The sequence below is a fragment of the Streptomyces sp. Ag82_O1-12 genome (genome assembly GCF_900182715.1).
GTDB lineage: Bacteria > Actinomycetota > Actinomycetes > Streptomycetales > Streptomycetaceae > Streptomyces > Streptomyces massasporeus.
In genome coordinates this window covers 780,822-802,604 of record NZ_FXUW01000001.1, presented here as the reverse complement: position 1 = coordinate 802,604, position 21,783 = coordinate 780,822, and the positions used below count along the sequence as shown (strand labels likewise).

At 72.2% G+C, this 21,783-nt stretch carries 18 protein-coding genes and 1 pseudogene; 10 read left to right on the top strand and 9 right to left on the bottom strand.

Features of this window, described 5'->3' with window-relative positions:
- Window positions 1–2: 2 nt before the first annotated feature.
- The 3 genes from QOL88_RS03750 to QOL88_RS03740 are packed head-to-tail and all read right to left on the bottom strand — an operon-like array spanning window position 3 to window position 2,695.
- Entirely contained in the window at window positions 3–1,112 is a 1,110-nt protein-coding gene (locus QOL88_RS03750; RefSeq protein ID WP_097215063.1) for a Gfo/Idh/MocA family protein, read from the bottom strand.
- On the bottom strand, window positions 1,082–1,792 hold the full coding sequence (locus tag QOL88_RS03745; protein WP_097215062.1) for a ThuA domain-containing protein: 711 nt from the start codon (window positions 1,790–1,792) through the stop codon (window positions 1,082–1,084). Before QOL88_RS03745 ends, QOL88_RS03750 begins: the two co-directional genes overlap by 31 nt.
- Before the next feature lie 51 nt (window positions 1,793–1,843).
- Window positions 1,844–2,695, bottom strand: a complete 852-nt coding sequence (locus QOL88_RS03740) for a class I SAM-dependent methyltransferase (protein WP_097215061.1) — start codon at window positions 2,693–2,695, stop codon at window positions 1,844–1,846.
- Window positions 2,696–2,772: 77 nt separating this feature from the next.
- Between QOL88_RS03740 and QOL88_RS03735 the strand changes: the two genes are divergently transcribed.
- From QOL88_RS03735 to QOL88_RS03725, 3 genes are all read left to right on the top strand, one after another.
- Window positions 2,773–3,204 (top strand): helix-turn-helix domain-containing protein, encoded by a 432-nt coding sequence (locus QOL88_RS03735; protein ID WP_097215060.1) that lies wholly within the window; start codon window positions 2,773–2,775, stop codon window positions 3,202–3,204.
- 96 nt (window positions 3,205–3,300) lie between these two features.
- Complete coding sequence (locus tag QOL88_RS03730) at window positions 3,301–4,569, top strand: MFS transporter (protein ID WP_097215059.1); 1,269 nt, start codon at window positions 3,301–3,303, stop codon at window positions 4,567–4,569.
- A gap of 209 nt (window positions 4,570–4,778) precedes the next feature.
- Complete coding sequence (locus QOL88_RS03725; RefSeq protein WP_097215058.1) at window positions 4,779–5,798, top strand: LacI family DNA-binding transcriptional regulator; 1,020 nt, start codon at window positions 4,779–4,781, stop codon at window positions 5,796–5,798.
- Here QOL88_RS03725 and QOL88_RS03720 read toward each other — a convergent pair.
- Window positions 5,786–9,745 carry a glycosyl hydrolase family 2 protein gene (locus QOL88_RS03720; RefSeq protein ID WP_097222850.1) on the bottom strand — a complete coding sequence of 1,320 codons (3,960 nt, stop codon included), beginning with the start codon at window positions 9,743–9,745 and terminating at the stop codon, window positions 5,786–5,788. The two genes, QOL88_RS03725 and QOL88_RS03720, sit on opposite strands and share 13 nt — an antisense overlap.
- 208 nt (window positions 9,746–9,953) lie before the next feature.
- Here QOL88_RS03720 and QOL88_RS03715 point away from each other — a divergent pair, with 208 nt between their 5' ends.
- The 3 genes from QOL88_RS03715 to QOL88_RS03705 all read left to right on the top strand — a co-directional run bounded on the left by QOL88_RS03715 (window position 9,954) and on the right by QOL88_RS03705 (window position 14,237).
- On the top strand, window positions 9,954–11,240 hold the full coding sequence (locus tag QOL88_RS03715; RefSeq protein ID WP_097215057.1) for an MFS transporter: 1,287 nt from the start codon (window positions 9,954–9,956) through the stop codon (window positions 11,238–11,240).
- A 2-nt stretch (window positions 11,241–11,242) separates the two neighbouring features.
- Window positions 11,243–12,706, top strand: a complete 1,464-nt coding sequence (locus QOL88_RS03710) for an L-fucose/L-arabinose isomerase family protein (RefSeq protein WP_097215056.1) — start codon at window positions 11,243–11,245, stop codon at window positions 12,704–12,706.
- Window positions 12,707–12,974: 268 nt separating this feature from the next.
- Window positions 12,975–14,237: a cation:proton antiporter gene (locus QOL88_RS03705; RefSeq protein ID WP_097215055.1), complete on the top strand. Its 1,263-nt coding sequence runs from the start codon at window positions 12,975–12,977 to the stop codon at window positions 14,235–14,237.
- Between the two features lie 27 nt (window positions 14,238–14,264).
- On the opposite strand, the gene QOL88_RS03700 is transcribed toward QOL88_RS03705, so the two are convergent.
- Together QOL88_RS03700 and QOL88_RS03695 are read right to left on the bottom strand one after the other, a co-directional pair.
- A complete protein-coding gene (locus tag QOL88_RS03700) occupies window positions 14,265–14,921 on the bottom strand; it encodes a response regulator (protein ID WP_097215054.1) in 657 nt (218 codons plus the stop codon).
- Window positions 14,918–15,580: pseudogene (locus tag QOL88_RS03695) on the bottom strand (sensor histidine kinase); the annotation flags it as partial. The gene QOL88_RS03700 and the pseudogene QOL88_RS03695, both read right to left, overlap by 4 nt.
- Window positions 15,581–15,891: 311 nt before the next feature.
- Between QOL88_RS03695 and QOL88_RS03690 the strand changes: the two are divergent.
- The 4 genes from QOL88_RS03690 to htpG all read left to right on the top strand — a co-directional run bounded on the left by QOL88_RS03690 (window position 15,892) and on the right by htpG (window position 20,066).
- Complete coding sequence (locus QOL88_RS03690; RefSeq protein WP_097215053.1) at window positions 15,892–16,179, top strand: DUF3040 domain-containing protein; 288 nt, start codon at window positions 15,892–15,894, stop codon at window positions 16,177–16,179.
- A 195-nt stretch (window positions 16,180–16,374) separates the two neighbouring features.
- Entirely contained in the window at window positions 16,375–17,073 is a 699-nt protein-coding gene (locus QOL88_RS03685; RefSeq protein WP_097215052.1) for a hypothetical protein, read from the top strand.
- A gap of 294 nt (window positions 17,074–17,367) precedes the next feature.
- On the top strand, window positions 17,368–18,081 hold the full coding sequence (locus QOL88_RS03680; RefSeq protein WP_097215051.1) for a class F sortase: 714 nt from the start codon (window positions 17,368–17,370) through the stop codon (window positions 18,079–18,081).
- 86 nt (window positions 18,082–18,167) lie between these two features.
- Entirely contained in the window at window positions 18,168–20,066 is a 1,899-nt protein-coding gene (gene htpG / locus QOL88_RS03675; protein ID WP_097215050.1) for a molecular chaperone HtpG, read from the top strand.
- Between the two features lie 13 nt (window positions 20,067–20,079).
- On the opposite strand, the gene QOL88_RS03670 is transcribed toward htpG, so the two are convergent.
- The 3 genes from QOL88_RS03670 to QOL88_RS03660 all read right to left on the bottom strand — a co-directional run bounded on the left by QOL88_RS03670 (window position 20,080) and on the right by QOL88_RS03660 (window position 21,640).
- Window positions 20,080–20,331 (bottom strand): twin-arginine translocase TatA/TatE family subunit, encoded by a 252-nt coding sequence (locus QOL88_RS03670; protein ID WP_097215049.1) that lies wholly within the window; start codon window positions 20,329–20,331, stop codon window positions 20,080–20,082.
- Window positions 20,319–20,984, bottom strand: coding sequence for a hypothetical protein (locus tag QOL88_RS03665; RefSeq protein ID WP_097215048.1), 666 nt, complete (start codon window positions 20,982–20,984; stop codon window positions 20,319–20,321). Before QOL88_RS03665 ends, QOL88_RS03670 begins: the two co-directional genes overlap by 13 nt.
- 80 nt (window positions 20,985–21,064) lie before the next feature.
- Window positions 21,065–21,640, bottom strand: coding sequence for a TerD family protein (locus tag QOL88_RS03660; protein ID WP_097215047.1), 576 nt, complete (start codon window positions 21,638–21,640; stop codon window positions 21,065–21,067).
- Window positions 21,641–21,783 lie beyond the last annotated feature (143 nt).

The window sequence follows — 21,783 nt, the reverse complement described above, 5'->3', positions numbered from 1 at the left end:
CCTCATCCAGGCCGGCCGTGCCACTGAGCGGCAGCGGTCAGGGGCACGGGCGCGGGCACCTGTGCCGACGTCGTCAGCTCGATCCGCCGCCCCTCGGCCGCCGACCGCAGCAGAGCGGTCATCGTCTCCAGCACGTGCAGGGCGAGTTCACCGTTCGCGCGCGGCGCCCGCTGTCCGTCGGCGGTGAGGAAGTCGAGCAGTCCGACGCCGCGTGCGCCGTCCTCGTAGCCCGCCGACGTCGGCAGGGCGCGCCACCGGGTGTCGCCGAGCGCGTGGAGGCGGACCTCGCCGTCGAAGCGGTTCGGGTCGGGGACCGACAGGGTGCCGCTCTCGCCGTGCACCTCGATGGGCGCGGCCGTGGTGGCCACGCCGTCGAAGCTCGTCGTGAGCGTCGTCAGCGTCCCGTTCACGTGCTCCAGCACTCCGGAGACATGGCTGTCCACCTCGACCGGAATGCGCTCGCCGGCGCGCGGGCCGGAACCGATGACGCGCTCGGCGCGCAGCCGCCCGGCCGCCCCGGTCACGGCACGCACCGGACCCAGCAGGTGCACCAGGGACGAGAGGTAGTACGGCCCCATGTCCAGCAGCGGGCCGCCGCCGGCCGTGTAGTAGAAGTCGGGGTGGGGGTGCCAGCGTTCGTGGCCCGGGGTGACCATCACGGCCGAGGCGAACTGGGGGCGTCCGATCTCCCCGGCCTCCACGGCCGCCCGCGCGGTCTGAACTCCCGTGCCCAGCACGGTGTCCGGGGCACAGCCGACACCGGTGCCCGCCTTCGCGGCGGCCTCCAGCACGGCCCGGGCGTCCTCCAGGCCCGCGGCCAGGGGCTTCTCCCCGTAGACGTTCTTGCCGTGCCCGATCGCCCCGAGGGCTATCTCCGCGTGGGCGGCCGGCGTGGTCAGGTTCAGGACCGTGTCCACGTCCGGGCTGCTCAGCAGCTCCTCGACCGTCAGGGCCCGGGCGCCGGGCAGTTCGGCGGCGGCCGCGGCCGACCGGGAGGCGTCGAGGTCGGCGACCGCGGTGACGCGCACGCCGGGACGGCCGACGAGCGTGTCCAGGTACGCGCGGGAGATGACACCGAGCCCTACGACTCCGACGCGGTGCGCGTCGCCCACAGCATGCCCCTCTCGATGACGGTGCGGACCTGGGGGTTCTCCAGCACGTCGACGCTGTGCCCCGGAGTGGTCACCACGATCCGCCCGGCACCCCAGCGACGGGTCCAGACCGCCGGTGAGGTGACCGGCCGGTGCCAGGGCTGCCACGGCCGGACGGGATGCGTGGTGGTGGCCAGGACGTCGATCAGGTCGTCGTGGAGCACCCAGTACTGCTCGGTGTCCAGCGCGAAGTCCTCGATGCCGGCCGTGATCGGGTGCGCGCGACCGGCCTCGGTGAGAACGATGATGTGGGGCAGGAAGTTGTCGTCCGCCGCCCCCCGACGCTCGCACGGTTCCTTGCCGGGGTGGGTGGCGAACTGGCCGCCCACCAGGTGGAGATAGTCGGAGGAGGCGCGGAACGAGTCGGCGATGCCGCCGTGCCAGCCGGTGAAGCCGGTACCGGCCTCGACCGCGGAGCTCAGCCCCGCCAGCTGGTCGCGCGTGATCTCCGACATGGTCACGCACTGCACGACCAGGTCCGTGCCGGCCATCTCGGCGGCGTCCGCGTAGATCTCGGTCGACTCCTCGACACGGACCGCGTATCCGTTGTCCCGGAGGAAGGGCAGGAACAGTTCCGTGGCCTCGACCGGCTGATGTCCTTCCCAGCCGCCTCGGACCACCAGGGCTCTCTTCTGCGTCATCGTGATCTCACTATGCGCCGGGCGCCCGCGATCGGAAAAGAGGGCCGGACCTCACGAAAGTTTCGCGTTGGCGGCCCGCGCCGAGACCATCCAGCAGGCCGCGGTGTAGCGGACTTCCGCGCCCCGCACGAACGGGTCGAAGGCGGGCCGGACCACCTCGACGATCTCCGCCCGGGTCTGTTCGTCGGCGTCGGGCAGGACCGTGCCCAGGGGGCCGAGCCGGGTGAAGTAGGTGACGAGCTCCTTCTCGGGCAGGGTGCAGACCACGTCGACCGGCTCGATGTCGATTCCGGCCCAGCCGCTCTCCGCCAGGATGTGGTGGACCCGCTCCGGGGCCGCGAAGGCGAACTGGCCCGGCTGGTCCGGCCGGCGGACGGGAAGCTCCGGCAGGAAGGGGGCCGCGGCGCGTTCCGCCGTCGTCATGAACGGGTTCTCCTCGGGCCCCCGCCACACGACGCACCGCAGACCGGCCCCGTCCTTCACCGTGCTCCGCAGATTGGCGAAGGCCCGCACGGGGTCGCTGAAGAACATGACGCCGAAGCGCGAGATGACGGCGTCGAAGGCGGCGGGTTCGAACGCGTACTCCTGCGCGTCGGCCTGGACGAAGGTCGCCGGTACACCCTCCTGCTCGGCCCGCGCTCGCGCCTCCTCGATCATCGGGCCGGAGATGTCGACACCCACGCAACTTCCGACCCTGCGCGCGACGGCCCGGGTGATGCTGCCGGTGCCGCAGCCGACGTCCAGCACACTGGCCGCGTGTTCGGCTGACACCGCCTCGACGAGCAGCTTCTCGATCGGCCCGAACATCTCGTTCAGCACCCCTTGGAGATCCACCCAGGCGTGGCCGGCGGGCCCGTTCCAGCGGGCGGCCTGCTCGTCGTAGGACCTGCGTGAGGCATCCATCGTCGTTTCTCCCTCTGCTTGTCTTCGGCGGGACGGGATGACAGCGTTCTACTTCAAGTCGACTTGAGGTCAAGACAATGACAGACCTGGACATAGCAGAAGTGGCGCACCACGCCGGAGTGCCCGCCTCGACGCTGCGCTTCTACGAGGAGAAGGGGCTGATCTCCTCGACCGGCCGGCGCGGCCTGCGCCGCCAGTACGACCCCGGGGTGCTGGAGCGGCTGGCGCTGATCGCGCTGGGGCGGACGGCGGGGTTCTCGCTCGACGAGATCGCGCAGATGTTCGCCCCGGACGGGCGGCCGCGCATCGACCGGGACATGCTGTCCGCCAAGGCTGACGAACTCGACCGCACGATCCGCGACCTGGGCGTCCTGCGGGACTCCCTGCGGCACGCCGCCGCCTGCCCCGCGCCCAGCCACCTGGAGTGCTCCACCTTCCGCCGCCTGCTCGACGCGGCTGCCTCCGGCGGTGTCGCGGCGCCGGGAAGACGGCCCCCGGAACGCCGTTGACGGCCCACCTGCGCTCTTGGTCCAAAACTGGGCCGCGCTTTACCCGATTCCCGCCACCGCGTGCCTAGCCTCGGCTGCGAACTCCGGGAGGCCGCAGTGCTGAATGCCGTGAAAGGGCAGGCGGCGGGTCTGACCAAGGACCAGCGCAACGCCTTCGTGGCCGCCTATCTCGGCTGGGCGATGGACGCGTTCGACTACTTCCTGGTCGTGCTCGTCTACAGCGAGATAGCCGACGACTTCCATGTCTCCCTCACCGACATGGCCTTCCTCACCACCGCGACCCTGGTGATGCGGCCGGTCGGCGCCCTGATCTTCGGCATGTGGGCGGACCGCCGGGGCCGCCGCGTCCCCCTCATGGTCGACGTCGTCTTCTACTCGATCGTCGGCTTCGCCTGCGCCTTCGCGCCGAACTACACGGTCCTGCTGGTGCTGCGCCTGCTCTACGGCATCGGCATGGGCGGCGAATGGGGCCTGGGCGCGGCCCTGGCCATGGAGAAGATCCCCGCCGAACGGCGCGGATTCTGGTCGGGCCTGCTGCAGAGCGGCTACTCGTTGGGCTACTTGCTGGCCGCCGTGGCGTTCTTCGTCATCGAGCCCGCCTTCGGCTGGCGCGGCCTGTTCGCCTTCAGCCTGCTGCCCGCCCTGGTCGCGCTGTGGGTGCGCGGCCGGGTGGAGGAGAGCGAGGTGTGGGAGAAGAGCGTCCGGCTCAACCGCACACCGGCACACCAGGTGTTCAGGAATCCGGCGGTGCTGCGGCGCTTCGTCTACCTGGTCGCGCTGATGACCGCGTTCAACTGGATGTCGCACGGCACCCAGGACATCTACCCGACCTTCGTGAAGAAGGGCCTCGACCTGTCTGCGAACACGGCGATCGCGATCGCCGTGGTCTACAACATCGGCGCCATGATCGGCGGGGTGCTGCTCGGGGCGTACTCCGAGCGGCTGGGCCGCCGCCGGACGATCATGGTCGCGGCGGCCGGGGGCCTGGTCGTGGTGCCGTTCTTCGTGCTGTCCACCACCGTCGGCTGGCTGATGCTGTCGTCGTTCCTGATGCAGGTGTGCGTGCAGGGCGCGTGGGGTGTCATCCCGGCGCATCTGACCGAGATGAGCCCGGACGCCGTCCGGGGCTTCTACCCGGGCGTCACCTACCAGTTGGGCAATCTGATCGCCGCGCTCAACCTGCCGATCCAGGAGGCCCTCGCCGAGCGCCACGGGTACCCGTCGGCGATGGCGTGGACCATCGTGCCCACCCTGGCCGTGGTGATCCTGCTGAGCGCCCTCGGCAAGGAGGCCAAGGGGATCCGCTTCGGGAGCGGTTCGGCGGCGGCGCCGAGCGGTGCGGCGACCGGCACGGCGCAGTCCTGAGCGCCGCGTGCTCGCCCTGCCCGTCCGTGGCGCCGCCCGGTTCCGGTGTCGTCGCCACGGTCGTCACCCCGCGCGCCCGCAGGGTCTCCCTCTACGACGAGATCACTCGACCACCGGCGAGAAAAACGTTCCAAGCCCGGTCACGTTATACTTGCGGCGCCCATGAAGGCCATCGTCGTGCCTGGTCGCGCGGCCGCAACAGCGAGGGGGTGGACGCCGTTCCGGCACGCCCCGCCCGCATCCAGGACGTCGCCGCGGCCGCCGGTGTCTCGGTGTCGACGGTGTCGAACGTGCTCAACCGGCCCGAGCGGGTCAACGCCCATACCGCCGAGCGGGTCCGCAGCGCCGTGGCCGCGCTGGACTACGTTCCCCACCCGGGCGCCGCGGGCCTGCGCACCGGTCACTCCTCCGCGATCGGGCTGGTGCTGCCCGATGTCACCAACTCCTTCTACGCGCGCATCGCCCGGGGCGCCGCCGACGCGGCCTACGACCACGGCTACGCCCTCGTCCTCTGCCACAGCGGCGACGCCCCGGAACGGGAGCAGGGCTACCTCAACATGCTCGTCGGGCAGCGGGCCGTCGGAGTCGTCGTCGTGCCGCTCAGCGCCGACCCGGGACGGCTGGCCCGGCTGCGCGAGCGGGGTATCCCGCTCGTCCTGGCCGACCGCGCGATGCCCGACCGGGAGGGCTGCTCGGCCTCCGTCGACGACATCGCCGGCGGCCGCATCGCCGTACAGCACCTCCTCGACAGGGGGGCCCGCGACATCCTCGTCGTCAACGGCGAGCGCGGCATACGCCAGTGCGCCGACCGCTACCAGGGCGCCCGGCAGGCCGTGCGCAGCCGCCGCGGGGCCCGGCTCGACCAGGTCGTCGCCGAGCGGATGACCGTCGCGTACGGCACGGAGATCGCCCGCGGGCTGAAGGACCTGCCCGACGGGGTGTTCTGCACCAACGACTTCCTCGCCGCCGGCCTGTGCCGGGGCCTGACCGAGCGGGGTGTGCGCATCCCCGAGGACGTCCAGGTCGTCGGCTACGGCGACCTCGACGCCGCGACCTTCGGGGCGACGACCCTGACCACGGTCCGGCAGCCGGTCGAGGACCTCGGCCGGGCGGCCGTGGAGATGCTGCTCGACGAGATCGAGGCCCGCGCCGACCACCTCCACGAGACCCGCGTCTTCGCCCCCGGCCTCGTCCTGCGCGACTCCACCCGGTCGCCCTACGACGACTGACCCCCGGCCGGGATCCGCAGCGTCACCGGCCCCCACAGCCCCGACGGCAGCTGGCACGGGAAAGCCCAGTCGGTCGGCGTGGCCTGCGCGAGGTACGGCGCCAGCGTGCCCCGGACCGTCACCTCCAGCCGGACGGTCCGCCCCGCGGTGCCGCGCAACGGGAAGCGGTACGGCGCGCAGAACGCCTCACCGGCGAACTCCCCGTCGACCGACACCTCCACGCTGCCCCGCACCCGCCCGAGATCCAGCACGGGATCGGGCCCGGGCGGAACCTCCACCGCACGCGCATAGGCAACGCCCCCGCTCCAGCCGCCCAGCCCCTGCTCGCGCCAGTCACCCAGTTCCAGCGGCGCCGCCACGGTCCGCACCCGAACCGGACCGTGCCAGGCGGAGCCACCCCGCAGCACCGCCGTGGGCTCGGTGACCACCTCGACCCGGGCAGGTGCCGGAAGCGGCTCCCGAAGCGTCAGCCGGCCGCCTGCCCGGGCCGGTTCCGCTCCTTCCCCGACCCGCACCCGCGCGGGCAGCGCCAGCGGCAGCTCCAGCGACACCGTTCCCGCCGGCACCGTGAACCGGAAGCGCTGCGGCGACGGCCGGACGTCGTCGGTGGTCCGCGACGGCCGTACGGCACCGCCGAGCAGCGGGCGCCCGTTGAGCCAGGCGGTGTCCGGCAGCGGGTGGGGCCGTACAGCGGCGTGACAATGCTGCAACTCGCCCCGCCTGCACGTGTCCTCGACGGTCAGGCCCCGCCACCCGCCCGTCCCGGCCTCCCAGCCGGCGCCACTGACCAGGGATGTCACCTCGGACCCGGAAGTCGCCACGAGATCGACGAACACGGCGTCCCGGACATCGGCGGTGTCGGCCACGACCTCCAGCGTGTGCTCGCCCGCCCCGAGCTGAGGCTCATGGCGGAAGAACATCGGCACGGCGCCCCAGTCCGCCGCGTAGTACTCCACCTTCTCCTGCCGTGCCACCACCTCCCCGTCGACCAACACGGTCACCGCCGAGGCGGCACCCACGACGAGCACCGCCCGCGCCTGTCCGGCCGGCACCCGGATCCGTCCGCGACAGGAGACCCGGCCGTCGGGCCGGACCCCGTCGGGCGGCCGCATGAACCGTGGCCGGGGACCGAGCCCGCCCGGTTCGGAGAGACAGAAGAAGCTGCCGAGCGGTGTGCCGGCGGCTGCCGAGATGGTGGAGGGCCGGTCCTGGGCGTCCGACAGCTCGTACTCCAGCACATTGAGGTCGCGGGCCACGGTGACCGGGGCGGAGGCGAGGTATCCGCCGTCGTACGGGTTCAACGGCTGCCCGTTCCACCACACCCGCTTGACCGCCTCCGCGCCGACGTGCAGCTCGGCGGGTCCCCGATGGCCGGTCTCCACGATCGCCCGGACCCGGGCGGCCCTGCCGCCGAGGGGCACGGGGACCCGTACGAACTCCTCGTTCACCAGCCCTTTGGTGCCCAGCAGTCCGCCCTGGTCCGGGAGGCCGCGGCTCGACGAGTACACCCCGCTCTCCCAGTCCGAGTCCGGCGGCACGAGGGGCATTTCACCGGCCAGGACCCGCTCCGCGTCTGCGGCGTCCAGAGGTTCGGGAGCCCGATCGGGAGACACCGGGGGCAGGACCCGGACCCGGTTGCCGTAGGTGACCCGGATCCGCTCCCACACCGAGCCCTCGGTCCACTCCATGGTCCAGATCTGCGGCTCCGCCACGGACGCTCCCGGGGGCAGCGCCAGGTCGCCCCAGGTGTTGTCCATCGTGGGGACCAGCCGGCCGTGCCAGCCCGACGAGAGGTCGACCGTCCGCACCGCGGTCCTCCTCGCGGAGGGGGCCGGGGCCGGAGCCGGACGGCCCTCCCGCCAGACGACCAGGGCCGCTGGGGCGCCGTCCAGGGGCACCTCGATGGTCGACACGGCACCGTTGTCGGAGACCGTGACACGGGCGGGGTCCCGGGAGCCGGTCGCCGGGTTCCAGACCTCGGCCTCCGCGACGCACGCCCGGACGGTGACGGACGCATCGCGGACCGGCTCGGGCGCGGTGCCGGGCGGGCGCAGTGGATGCGCGCCGATCTCCGGGAAGGCCGATGTGACCAGGGCCACCGCCTCGTTCCCCCTTCTCCGGACGAGCAGCGGTACCTCGCCCGTCGCGTGCCCGGCCGCGTCGGCCACCGCCTCGGCGGCGGCCTCGGGGTCACGCACCCGCTCCAGCCGGGGATGCGACACAAGGGCCGCCACGACCGAGTCGTCACCGGACAGACCCGCGGCCGTCCCCGGCGGACGGCCCACGACCACCACCCGCCCTCCCGCGTAGAGCAGTTCGGACAGCCGCCGTGCCGTCCGCCCCTCCAGCACGCTCGCCGAGGGCAGCAACACCGCCCTGTACGCCAGGCCCATGACCCGCAGGGAGCCGCCGGTGGCCTCGGCGCGCTGCACGGAGTCGTCGTCGACGATGTCGAAGGAGATGCCGTGCCGGTCCAGGGCACCGGCGTGCGGCCCCAGCCAGTTGTTCGAGCCGCACAGGTCCAGGTAGTGGCGCTGGGTCTCGTCGGCTTCGGCATGGCCCTCGCCCAGCCGCCCGTCGCCGAAGTGCCGGACAGGCGCGTCCAGCGGGATCAGCGCCTGCATGGTGGCGGTCGGATGCAACACCGCCACATCGGCCGCGTAGCCGCCCCACGACATGATCGAGCAGATCCGGGCCACGGCCCGGGAGAACGCCGGGTACTGCTTCCAGTAGGGCTGGCGCCAGTCGGTGGACGGCGGCGCCCACTCGAACCAGCCACCCGCGGTGCCGAAGTAACTGGCGTGCGGGTTGTACAGGTTGGCGCCGCTGCGCAGGAACGGCAGCAGCCAGTCGTAGGTGTCCTCCAGCGTGCCGCCCCAGCCGGAGGAGTGGAACGCCTCGATCCACACGCGCTCGTGGCCGTGGAGGTGGGCCATGGAGGAGTGCACCTTGGCGTCGCCGTGATGGTCGCTGCCCGCCGCGCCGTACCAGCGGTGGGTGCGGAAGTAGTCGGTGTAGATCTGCGTGCACTGGGCCGGGTAGCCCGCGCGGGCGGGATGGCTCTGGTCGCTGCCCAGCAGCAGACCGCGCTCGCGGTGCCAGGCGGCGAGCGGCCGGAACAGGGCCTCCTCGGTCAGCTGCGCGCGGACCGCGTAGTAGTCGGAGCGGATCTTCCCCTCCGGCACCCCGGCGTCCGCGCCGAACAGGGCCGGCAGGTGGTCGAGCAGGTCGTAGCCGCGCCGGGCGCGGAACTCGTCGGCGAAGCGGTGGCTCCAGGCGTTGGTGCCGGGCAGTTCGTCCTGGAAGCTGCCCGCGATGACGTTGCCGAGGTACTCCGGCACGCGGCGGTCGTACTCGTGGTGGATCGTGTCCATCAACAGGCCCACGGCGTGCGGGTCCAGGTAGTCGAACGCCGTCGGGACGGCGGTGACGAGCCGCACCTCGGTTCCGTCGGGGGCGGCCGTCCGCCCGTCCGCGTCGAGGTCGAGCCGCCGGCCCTGCCGGGAGTACGCGGCCAGTGGCGTCTCGGCATCCGTCAGGGCGAGTGAACCCCGCGAGACGCGCACGTCACGGCAGCGCAGCGCGAGTCCGGCGGCCTCGGGATGACGCCGTGTCACACCGCCCTGCGCATTGGCCCCGGAGAACCCGATCTGGTCGTAGAACCACAGCCGCGTGCCCAGCTCGGCGGCGATCTCGCAGGTGTCGGTGAAGCGCGCCCACCACTCCTCGCCGAACCATGCCGGATCGTCGGCCCGGGCCCCGAACGTCGGGCCGGCCGGGGCCAGATTGATGACGACCAGGTTGTGGACGCCGCCCTCCGCGAACGCCCGCATCTGCCAGGCGAGTCGCTCGCGGGTCACCTTCGCCCCCGACCACCACCACAGGGGAGTGGGGCCGAAGTCGCGGGGCGGATCGTCGAACAGTCGCCGGAGCTCGGGGGAGATCACGGACACGGTCCTTCCCCTGAAACGTTTTCAGGCCGCTTTCACCGTAGGCGAGCTGGGGCTGCCACGCCATATCCCCGTACAGGGCCGAGGATTTCGGCGTCATGTCGCCCATGCGTGCGCGACACCTTGTTGCAACGTTTTTCTCGCCCTATATTCGCTGCGACCAGGCCCCCGGAACCGCGATGTCACCAGACGACGGAGTCGCATCATGGCCGGTACCCGCCCCATCCCCCCACCACTCTGGAAGGCCGCCGCCCTGTCGGGCATGGCCTCCTACCTCGACGCCGGGCTGATCGTGAGCATCTCCGTCAACCTGGCCATCTATCGCGACAGTTACGACATGGGCGTGTGGATGGCCGGGGCGATCAGCGCGATCGTCACCGGCTGCATCGCCGTCGGGTCCCTCGTCGGCGGACGGCTCGCCGACCTCTTCGGCCGCCGCCGCGTCTACAACTGGGACATCTTCTGCTTCGCGATCGGCGCCCTCGTCATCACGCTCGCGCCGGACGACATCACGCTGCTCGTCGGCGTCCTCGTCGCGGGGCTCGCGGCCGGCGCCGACCTGCCGACGTCGCTGGCCGTGGTGTCGGACGCCGCGCCCGCCTGGGCCCGGGGGAGACTCGTGGCGTTCACGCAGGTCATGTGGATGCTGGGCATCGCCGTCGCCATCTTCCTCGGCTTCGTCCTGTCCACCACGGGTATGACCGGGGCCCGGCTCATCACCGGGCAACTCACCGTCGCCGCACTGGTCACCTGGGCCCTGAGATCCCGGCTGAAACTGCCCGACGCGCTGTCGGAGCCGGACACCGCGACCGCGCCGGAGAGCGTCCCCCTGAAGCGCGTGTGGACCCGCGCCGCCCTGCTGCCGATGGCCGCGACCTTCGTCTTCTACGTGACCTGGGGCCTCGGGGCCAACACCTTCGGCCAGTTCGGCACCTATCTGCTCGTCACCGTCAGCGACGCCTCGCAGAGCCTCGCCACCGGGATCAACCTGGCCTTCATCCCCGTCGGCGTGCTGCTCACCTTCGCCTTCGTGCGCGTCGCCGACAGCCCCTGGCGCGACCGGCTGTTCCACGTGGCCGCGGTGGTGCAGATCCTGGCCTTCGTCATCGCGTCACTGACCGCGGGCGCGCTCGCCGGCATGCTCGTCTTCTTCGTGCTCTACCAGCTCTCCCACCCCTTCGCCGGAGAGACCAACTACAAGGTGTGGTCGCAGCTCACGCTGCCCGCGGACACCCGAGCCACCACCCAGGGCCTGACCTACGCCCTGTCCCGGGGCGTCTTCGCGGTCGCGGCGTTCTTCACCCCGGCCCTGGCCGACCACAGCCCGTCCGTCCTGCTCTGGACGATCACCGCCTGCATGACGGCGGCGGCGTTCGCGGGCGTGTTCATCATCCGCGTCCTGGTCCCGCGATCCGCGAGCCCCACGCGGGACGCGGCCGAACAGCGCGTCCCCAGCACCTGGCCCGCCGGCCTCTCCGACAAGGAGCACTGACCATGGCGACGACCGCGGACCGCACGACCGTACGGGCCGCCGCCCTGCGCGACCTGCTCCCCCCGGTCACCCGGCGCCGCACCCGGATCGGACTGGTCGCCGGCGGACTCGGCACGTACTGGCCCCAGTTCCCCGGCCTTCTCCCGCAACTGAAGGAATCGGCCGCGTATGTCGCCGACCGCTTCCGGGAGATGGACGCGGAGGTGACCGACGCGGGGTTCGTCTCCGACGCCCGGGAAGGCGCCCGCGCCGCCGAGGAGCTGCGCAGGGCCGACTGCGACCTCATCGTGCTGTTCCTCACCACGTACCTCACCTCCTCGATGGTGCTGCCGATCGCACAGCGCTCGCACACCCCGGTCCTGGTCATCGACCTCCAGCCGTCGGAGAGGATGGACCACGCGACCTTCGGCACGGGGGACTGGCTGGCCTACTGCGCCCAGTGCTCCGTCCCCGAGGTGGGCAACGTCTTCCGCCGTGCGGGCATCCCCTTCCGGTCGGTCTCGGGCTGGCTGCACCAGGAGTCCGCCTGGCGGCGCATCGAGCAGTGGATCCGGGCCGCGCACATCCGGGCCGCGCTCCGGCACGCCCGGCACGGCCTCATGGGGCACGTCTACCCGGGCATGCTCGACGTGCAGACCGACCCGACGCTGCTCGCCACGACGTTCGGCTCGCACGTGGAGGTCCTGGAGTTCGACGACCTGCGGCACCGCGTGGAACAGGTGACGCAGGCGGAGACCCGGGAGCGGATGGCGCTCGCCCGGCAGGTGTTCACCCTCGACGAGAGCGTGGTGGAGGAGGACTTCGCCTGGGGTGCGACCGTGTCCGTCGCCCTGGACCGGCTGGTCACGGACTTCGGTCTCGACAGCCTCGCCTACTACCACCGCGGGCTCGACGGCGAACTGCACGAGCGGCTCGCCGCCGGCATGATCCTCGGCGCCTCCCTGCTGACCGCCCGGGGCGTGCCCGCGGCAGGGGAGTACGAACTGCGCACCTCCGTCGCCCAGTTGGCCTCCCAGAGCGTCGGTGCCGGAGGCTCCTTCACCGAGATTCAGGCCCTCGACTTCGAGGACGGCGTCGTGGAGATGGGCCACGACGGCCCCGCCCACCTCGCGCTCGGCGCCCGCGACCCCCTGCTGCGCGGCCTCGGCGTCTACCACGGCAAACGCGGCTGGGGCGTGAGCGTCGAGCTCGACGTCCGGCACGGCCCCGTCACCCTGCTCGGCCTCGGCCAGGACGCCGATGGCAGCCTGTCCTTCGTCACCTCCGAGGGCACCGTCGTACCGGGACCGCTGCTGGAGATCGGCAACACCACCAGCCGCGTCGCCTTCGGCCGCGACCCCGGCGAATGGGTCGACGCCTGGAGCGCCACGGGCGTCGGCCACCACTGGTCCCTCGCGGTCGGCCACCACACGGCCGACTTCCGGGCGGCCGCGAGCCTGCTGGGCATCGACCACCGGCAGGTGTGACGGGCCGCACCTCGCCGAGGACGGGTGCCGTCGAGGATGGGTGTCGTCCCCACCCGGATGTGGGTGCGGGCACCGATGGTGGCGGGCCCGGGGCCGTGTGAGGCTGGCAGCACCGCCCGAGCTGCCGCGCCGATCGGCATGGCCGCGGCCTCGGGGATGCGCCGGAGAGGCGCACGACACTGCCCGTCACACTCCCCTGGAGGAGGAGCCCCTATCCACCCCCGCTCGGTGAAACGATCTGCCTGCGCGCCCTCGAAGGTGGTGATCCGTGGGACACGCTGACAGCCTTCTCGCCATGGGCGGAGCCTTCCTGGCCGCCGCCTTCCTCGCCCGCCTCGGCGGCAGAATCGGCCTCCCCACGATCCCGCTGTTCATGCTCGCGGGCATCCTGCTCGGCCCCCACACCCCCGGCCTCGTCATCGTCCAGGACGCACACGACTTCGAGATGCTCTCCGCACTCGGACTGGTGCTGCTGCTGTTCTACCTCGGCCTGGAGTTCCACCTCGACGACCTCAAGAGCGGCGGCCGGCGGCTGCTGACAGCGGGCGGGATCTACCTGCTGCTCAACGTCGGCGCGGGCCTGGGATTCGGCTTCGTGCTGGGCTGGGGCGTCCGGGAGGCGCTGGTCCTCGCCGGTGTCCTCGGGATCTCCTCGTCCGCCATCGTCACCAAGATCCTCATCGACCTGGGCCGCATCGGCCGCCCGGAGACGCGCCTCATCCTGGGCGTCATCGTGGTCGAGGACATCTTCCTCGCGCTGTACCTGGCCGCCCTCCAGCCCGTCATCAGCGGCGCCCAGGGCGTCGGCGACATGGTCCTGCAGGGCGCCAAGGCCTTCGGCTTCCTGCTGCTGCTGGCCGCGGCGGCCCGCTACGGCACCACACTGGTCGGGCGGCTCATCGCGACCCGCGACAACGAACTGCTCGTCATCAGCTTCCTCGGCGCGGCCGTCCTGGTGGCGGGAGTCGCCGAGGTCCTCGGAGTCGCCGACGCCATCGGCGCGTTCATGGTCGGCCTGATCCTGGCCGGTACCCCCTCCGGCCCGCGCATCCGGGACCTGGTGCACCCGCTGCGCGACGCCTTCGCGGCCATCTTCTTCTTCGCCTTCGGCCTCTCCATCGACCCCGGCGACATCGTCTCCGTCGTCGGACCGGTCACCGCGGCGGCCGCACTGACCCTCGTCATGAACGTCCTCGCCGGTCTCCTCGTCGCCCGGGTGTACCGCTACGGCATCGACCCCGCCGCCGAGATCGCCACCACCCTCGTGGCCCGCGGGGAGTTCGCGCTGATCCTGGCCGCCATGGCCGCCAGCGCCGGACTCGACACCCGGCTCGCCCCGTTCATCGCCGGGTACGTCCTCGTCCTCGCGGTCCTCGGACCCATCGCCGCCGGACGCGCGCACCTGCTCGCCCGCGCGCTCCGGGCGGGCCAGGACCTCCTGCCCGGCCGCCGTACGGCCCCGGCGTACGACGTCGGGCCCGAGAGCGACGGCACACCGTCCGTCCCCCAGCCCGCCGAGGCCGAACGGTAGCGGGGCGGCGGCCGTCCCCCGGCGTGCTCAGGGTTCGATCAGTCCGACGCGGATGGCGTAGCGGGTCAGTTCCAGACGGCCCCTCAGACCGAGCTTCTGGAGCACTTTCGCGCGGTGTCGCTCCACCGTCTTGGGGCTGATGACCAGCAGGTCCGCGATCTGCCGCGAGGTGTGGCCCTCGGCGACGAGCTTGAGGATCTCCTCCTCGTGGTCGGTGAGGGTCCGGGAGGAGCCCGTGCCGCCCTCCCGGACCCGGTCGAGGTGGTCGCGGATCAGCGCCTCGACGGCACCGGGATACAGGAACGGCTCGCCCCGCATCGTGGCCCGGCACGCCTCGACCAGGTCGCGGTCCGCGACCGACTTGAGGACGTAGCCCGAGGCGCCGGCGCCGAGCGCCTCGAAGAAGTACTGCTCGTTGTCGTACATCGTCAGGATGAGGATCCGGGTCTCCGGGCAGGTCCGGGACAGCTCCCGGGCGGCCTGGAGCCCCGTCAGACGCGGCATGGCGATGTCGAGGACGGCCAGGTCGGGCCGGTGCTCCCGGGCCCGGGCGACGGCCTCGGCGCCGTCGTCCGCCTCGGCGACCACGGTGAGGTCGGGCTCGGCGTCCAGGATGAGCCGGACGCCGCGCCGCACCAGGGCGTGGTCGTCGGCGAGCAGGATGCGGGTGGGGGAGTCGGTCATGATCGGCCGTTCCGGTCGGGATCGTGTACGGGGGTGGGGACGGCGAGGCGGACCTCGGTGCCTCCGCCGGGGCCGGGGACCAGGGCGAGACCGGCGCCGACGAGCAGCGCACGCGCACGCGTACCCCGGATGCCGGCGCCCTCCGCCGCGTCGCCGGTGCCGTGCCCGTCGTCGCGGACACACAGCGCCCCCCCGTGTCGGCACGCCGCAGCACGATCTCGGCGTGCCGCGCCCGCGCCTGCCGGGCCACGTTGGTCAGCCCTTCCTGCGCGACCCGGTGGAGGACGAGTCCGGCCTCCCGGCCGAGCGGCGGCAGATCCGCGTCGAGCCGGTGGCGTACGGACGGACACGGCCCGCCGAAGTCGGTGGCGAGCGACTTGAGCGCACTGGCCAGGCCGAGTTCGTCCAGCACCCCAGGGGCGCAGCGGGCGGGCGATCCGCCGGACCTCGTCCAGACCGGCCCGGGTCGTCTCCTGCACCGGGCGCACCTCATCCCGCGGCCCGGGTCGCGCCTGCCCGGCCACGCGCTCGAGTTCGAGCAGGACGGCGGTGAGGGTCTGGTCCACCTCGTCGTGCAGCTCCTGCGCGACACGGCGCCGCTCGGCCTCCTGGGCGGACAGCACCCGGGCGCTGCTGGTGGCCCGCTCCTCCTCGAGACGTCCGCACGCAGCGTGGACGCCGCCGGGCCCGGGCCGCCATCCGTGACAGCACCCATCCTCGGGCCGAACACACGCCTTTCGGACCGGCGTTCATGGGGGGCGGCCACCGGGAAGGATGAGGGTGGGGCCCGATGGTGGAAGCCCCTGGAGGGGGGAGAAGCTGAAGCCCTGGTGAGACAGCCGCGGCCGGGCGTACCGCCGCATCCCAGGCCTGTCTCCCTCCGCACCGCACAGGGCCCGACCCCCCAGGACGTGTCATGGCCTCGGCCGTGCCCTGCCTCGCAGCGCTCGGGTTCCGGGAAGGAGAAGCCGTGCCCCAGTCCGAAGACCAGCGTCTGGCCGATCTCCAAGCACGACTCGAGCGGGAGGATCCCCGTTTCACCCGGGCCATGAGAACCGGCCGGCCGGCCCGGCCCCGCGAGTACCGGCGGACCGGCGCATGGTGGGGGCTGGCACTCGGCGTCGTCGTGCTCGGCACCGGCATCGTCCTGGCCCAGGGGCTGCTCATCGCGGGCGGGCTCGTCCTCGTCGGCATGGCGGCGCAGCTGGCCGATCCGGACCCGGCCCGCATGACGCACCGGGGGTTCGGGCGGCGCTGACGCGGGCGCTCTTCCGGGGCCCTCCGGAGGCGGCCCTACAGCCGCGGTGTGCCGCCGTCAGAGTGTCGTCTTAACCCGTGTGCACGCCCTGGATGGTGGGACGGCCCGGCTCGACTGACGGTGGTTCACGTCGAGGCCGGGTCTCGTGAGCTGGCGAGGCGTCAGCTGCCCGGCTCGCGACGAAAGGACTCACCGATGCGCTCTGCCCGCATGATGCTCGCGACGGCCACCGCCACGGCCGCCCTCGCGATCGCCGCACCCGCCGCCTACGCCGACGCGATGGGTGACGGGGACCACGACACCACTTCCTACAGCAAGGAGCACCACAAGGACGGCACGCACCACAAGCCCCACGGCGGGATGCACACGGGTGGCGGAGCGCTGTCCGCGGTGACCGCGGACGACTGGGAGGGCTCCGAGAAGGACAAGGGCGACTGGGGCGGCAAGGGCGACGAAGAGGGCAAGCACGAGGAGCAGGGCAAGGACGACGGGCAGGAGAAGAGCTGGGAGGGCAAGCAGGACAAGCACCACAAGCCGCACGGCGGGATGCACACCGGCGGCGGCGCGCTGGCCTCCGTGAACTCGGACGACTGGGAGGGCTCCAAGTACGACCCGGAGACCTACAAGGACGGCGAGGACGACTGGAGCGGCAAGCAGGAAGAGGGCGGCTCCGGCGACAAGGGCGACTGGGGCGACAAGCAGGAAGAGGGGGGCAAGCACGACAAGGGCTCCTGGGAGGGCAAGCACGAGAAGCCGCGCGGCGGCATGCACACCGGTGGCGGCGGCCTGGCCTCCGCTCCGGGCGTGACCGCGGGCGGCCTGGCGGTGCTGGCGGTGGCCGGCACCGGCCTGTTCGCGCTGCGTCGCCAGCGGGCCTCGCAGGGCGCCGCCTGACCGGTGCCTGACATAGCAGCCGTGGCCGCCGCACGTGCTCCTCGCGTCGCGGCGGCCCGGCCTGGGCCGTGTCCGCAACGTCCGCCCGCCCCGCGACGCCGGGCCCGCTCCCTCAAGCTCTCGACTCCGCTCGAGCAGGGGGTACCCCCACTCGCTGGGGCGAACGACGGGATTTCGCGGACACGACCCAGGGGGCTTCTGACGGATCTCCGCGACGCCGTGGAGATCCGTCAGAAGCCTCCTGGTCCTCCCGCGTGCCGTGCCCGCTGCCGTGCCTGAATGAGGTGGTCCCTGATGGCAGCCAGTCCCTCCGCTCTTTCCGACCTCGGCCCCGCCCCGGCGAAGCGACGGTTCCGCCGCGTCGTGACGGTGCTCTGGGTGGTGGCCGCCCTCGTCCTGACCGTGAACCTGGTCGGCGGCCACGGTGAGTCGCCGGACGCCGCCGGCCCGCCGCACGCGCCACCCGCCGTGGCCGCCGCCTCGGCCGTCCCCGACCTGCCCGACACGCCGTCCCCGTCCGCGGCACCTCACCGGCCCGGCGCGTCCGGCCCCCATCTGCCGCGGTCCCGGCCGGTGCGCCTGCTCATCCCCAAGATCTCGGTCGACGCGCCCTTCACCGCCCTCGCCATCAACGATTTCGGGCAGCTGGAGCCGCCGCCGGCGGACGACACCAACCTCGTCGGCTGGTACGCCAAGGGCCACACGCCCGGGGAGGCCGGTACCGCGATCATCGCCGGGCACGTGGACACCGCGACCTCCCCGGCCGTGTTCGCCGGGCTCAGCGCGCTGAAGAAGGGTGACCGGTTCCAGGTGGCGCGGGCCGACGGCAGCAAGGCGACGTTCGCCGTCGACGCCACGGACTCGTTCGAGAAGGACGCCTTCCCCAGTGACCGCGTGTACGGCGACACCCCCACGGCCCAGGTCCGGCTCATCACCTGCTCCGGCTCCTACGACCGTCAGGCCCGGGACTACACCGAGAACCTGGTCGTCTTCGCCCACCTCGTCTGACTTCCGGTGCCCCGGCCTGACTTGGTGTTTTACAGTGACACCCACCAGTTCAGGCGACTGTGGGACCTGTGAGGGATTCGCGAACCATGACGACCGAAACGTTTGAGTTCCAGGTAGAGGCACGTCAGCTGCTCCAGCTGATGATCCACTCGGTCTACTCGAACAAGGATGTCTTCCTGAGGGAGCTCGTCTCCAACGCCTCCGACGCGCTCGACAAGCTGCGTCTGGAGAAGCTGCGGGACGACTCCCTCGACGCCGACGTGTCGGACCTGCACATCGAGCTCGACGTCGACAAGGAGGCCCGCACCCTGACCGTGCGGGACAACGGCATCGGCATGTCGTACGACGAGGTCGGCAAGCTCATCGGCACCATCGCCAACTCGGGGACGGCGGCGTTCCTTGAGGAGCTGAAGGAGGCCAAGGACGCGGCCGGGACCGAGGGGCTCATCGGCCGGTTCGGGGTCGGCTTCTACTCCGGCTTCATGGCGGCGGACGAGGTGACGCTGGTGACCCGGCGCGCCGGCGAGGGCCAGGGGACGCGCTGGACGTCGCGCGGCGAGGCGACGTACACGCTGGAGCGGGTCGACGACGCGCCGCAAGGCACGTCCGTGACGCTCCACCTCAAGCCCGCCGACCCCGAGAACCAGCTGCACGACTACACCTCCGAGTGGACGATCCGGGAGATCGTCAAGCGCTACTCGGACTTCATCACCTGGCCGATCCGGATGGTCCCGGAGGCGAAGGACGGCGAGGGCACGCCCGAGCCCGAGACGCTCAACTCGATGAAGGCCCTGTGGGCGCGCTCGCGCGACGAGGTGTCCGACGACGAGTACCACGAGCTGTACAAGCACATCAGCCACGACTGGCGCGAGCCCCTGGAGACCATCCGGCTCCAGGCCGAGGGCACCTTCGAGTACCAGGCCCTGCTCTTCGTCCCCTCGCACGCCCCGCACGACCTGTTCACGCGGGACTTCAAGCGCGGCGTCCAGCTGTACGTGAAGCGCGTGTTCATCATGGACGACTGCGAGGCGCTGCTGCCGCCCTACCTCCGCTTCGTCAAGGGCGTCGTCGACGCGCAGGACCTCTCGCTCAACGTCTCCCGCGAGATCCTCCAGCAGGACCGGCACATCCGGATGATGCAGCGCCGGCTGACCAAGAAGGTGCTCTCCACGGTCAAGGAGATCAAGACCAAGGACGCCGACCGCTACGCCACGTTCTGGCGCGAGTTCGGCACGGCCCTGAAGGAGGGCCTGGTCACCGACTCCGAGAACCGCGACGCCATCCTCGCCGTCTCCTCGTTCGCGACCACCCACTCCGCCGACGAGCCGACCACGCTCGCGCAGTACGTGGAGCGGATGAAGGACGGCCAGGACGACATCTGGTTCATCACCGGCGAGTCCCGGCAGAGCATCGAGAACTCCCCGCACATGGAGGCGTTCCGGGCCAAGGGCATCGAGGTCCTGCTGCTCACCGACGCCGTCGACGAGGTCTGGGTCGACGCCGTCGGCACGTACGAGGGCAAGAAGCTGCGGTCCGTCGCCAAGGGCGAGATCGATCTCGACGCCGAGGACGAGGAGAAGACCGGCGAGGAGCGGGAGAAGCAGGCCGAGGACTACGCCGGGCTGCTCGGCTGGATGCGGGAGCGGCTCGAGGAGGACATCAAGGAGGTCCGGCTCTCCACGCGGCTCACGGTCTCCCCGGCCTGCGTCGTCTCGGACGCGCACGACCTGACCCCGGCCCTGGAGAACATGTACCGGGCGATGGGCCAGGAAGTGCCGCGCACCAAGCGGATCCTGGAGCTCAACCCCGGCCACGCGCTGGTGAAGGGCCTGCACCAGGCGTACCTGGCGAGCGAGGACCGTTCGGAGCTCGCCGAGTCCGCCGAACTGCTGCACACCCTGGCGGTGCTCGCCGAGGGCGGCCAGCCCAAGGACCCGGCGCGCTTCGTCAGGCTCGTGGCGGACCGCCTGGAGCGCACGCTGTAGTCACGGGGACGGATCAGGGGCGGTCCGGGGCGCCCGCCGGCCGGGCGCCGGGCGGGGTGGTGCCGGTGTCCGGCGGGACGACCTCGCCCTGGACCACCCGCGGCGCGGGGGCCGTCCCGGCCTCCTCGTCCTTCGCCGCGCGGGCCTCGGCCTTGAGAATGCGGGTCGCCTTGCCGGCCGAGCGGGTCAGCTCGGGGAGCTTCTTCATCCCGATGACGGCTATGACGACGATGAGAATGATCGCGAACTCGCTCAGTCCGAACATGGTGTCCTGTCCTCTCTCGCCCGGGCCGGGCACGGCGTGAGCGTATCGGGCGGGGAGCACGGTGTGATCACCGTCCCGGGGTGCGGCCCCAGGTGCCGGCGCAGGTGCGGCAGCATCCCGCGGTCGAGCAGTTCCTGCCGCCAGACCAGCCGGGCGTGCTCCACCTGGTCGGCGGCCGGTGGCACACCGCGCCGGCGCAGGGCCGTGTGCAGCACGGCGGCCAGGGTGACGAGGCCGGTCACGGCCGCCACGAGCGCCAGGGTCCAGCCGGCCGCGACGAGCGACCCGGGCAGCGCGCCGAGCGCGTCGGCGACGTGCAGCAGACCGCCGATCAGGAGCAGCGCCGCGGCGGACGTGCCCGCCACGAGCGGCGTGAGCACCGCGAGGGCCGGCAGCAGGCTGCCCGCGCCGAGCAGGCTCCGCGTCTCATGGCGGGCGGCCCTGCGCACGGCCAGGTAGGAGCGGTACGGCCGCTCGGCCGTCGCCGCGATGTCGTCGGCGTGGGCGAGTGCGTGGGCGCGCAGGTGCGCCGCCGCCCGGCCGGTCGGGTCGGCGCCCAGGGCGGCACGGATGTCCGCGGTGCCCAGCGCGTGGTGCAGTACGGCTTCGAAGTCCGCCCGGTCGTCCGGGCGGAGGCGGGACGGGTCGGCCACATGGTCTCCCGGTCGGTTGCTGGGGGCCGCCACCGGGCCCGGCCACACGCGGTCGGGCCCGGCGGCGGGGTCGGTCCGTGTCAGACGTTGACGCCGAAGTCGGAGGCGATGCCGGCCAGCCCCGAGGCGTAGCCCTGGCCGACGGCGCGGAACTTCCACTCGGCGCCGTGCCGGTAGAGCTCGCCGAAGACCATCGCGGTCTCGGTGGAGGCGTCCTCGGACAGGTCGTAGCGGGCGATCTCCTGGCCGCCCGCCTGGTTGACGACCCGGATGAAGGCGTTGCGGACCTGGCCGAAGCTCTGGCCGCGGTTCTCGGCGTCGTGGATGGACACCGGGAACACGATCTTGTCGATCTCGGCCGGGACGGCGGCGAGGTTCACCTTGACGGACTCGTCGTCGCCCTCGCCCTCGCCGGTGAGGTTGTCGCCGGTGTGCTCGACCGACCCGTCCGGGCTCTTGAGCTGGTTGTAGAAGACGAAGTGCTGGTCCGAGGGGACCTTGCCGGAGGCGTCGAGGAGCAGGGCGGAGGCGTCGAGGTCGTAGTCGGTGCCGGTGGTCGTGCGCACGTCCCAGCCCAGGCCGACCAGGACGGCGGTGAGACCGGGCGCCTCCTTGCTGAGCGAGACGTTGCCGCCCTTGGACAGGGAAACTCCCACGGGTTACTCCTTCTTGAGCGATTGACGCGTGCGGTGTGGATGACAGTGTGGATGTCACTCTGAATCTACAGCAATGTAGAAGTAGGCGGGATCGGGCCTGCGGATCTATACGATGTCCGCAAGGGCAACGCAGGGCGGCGAAA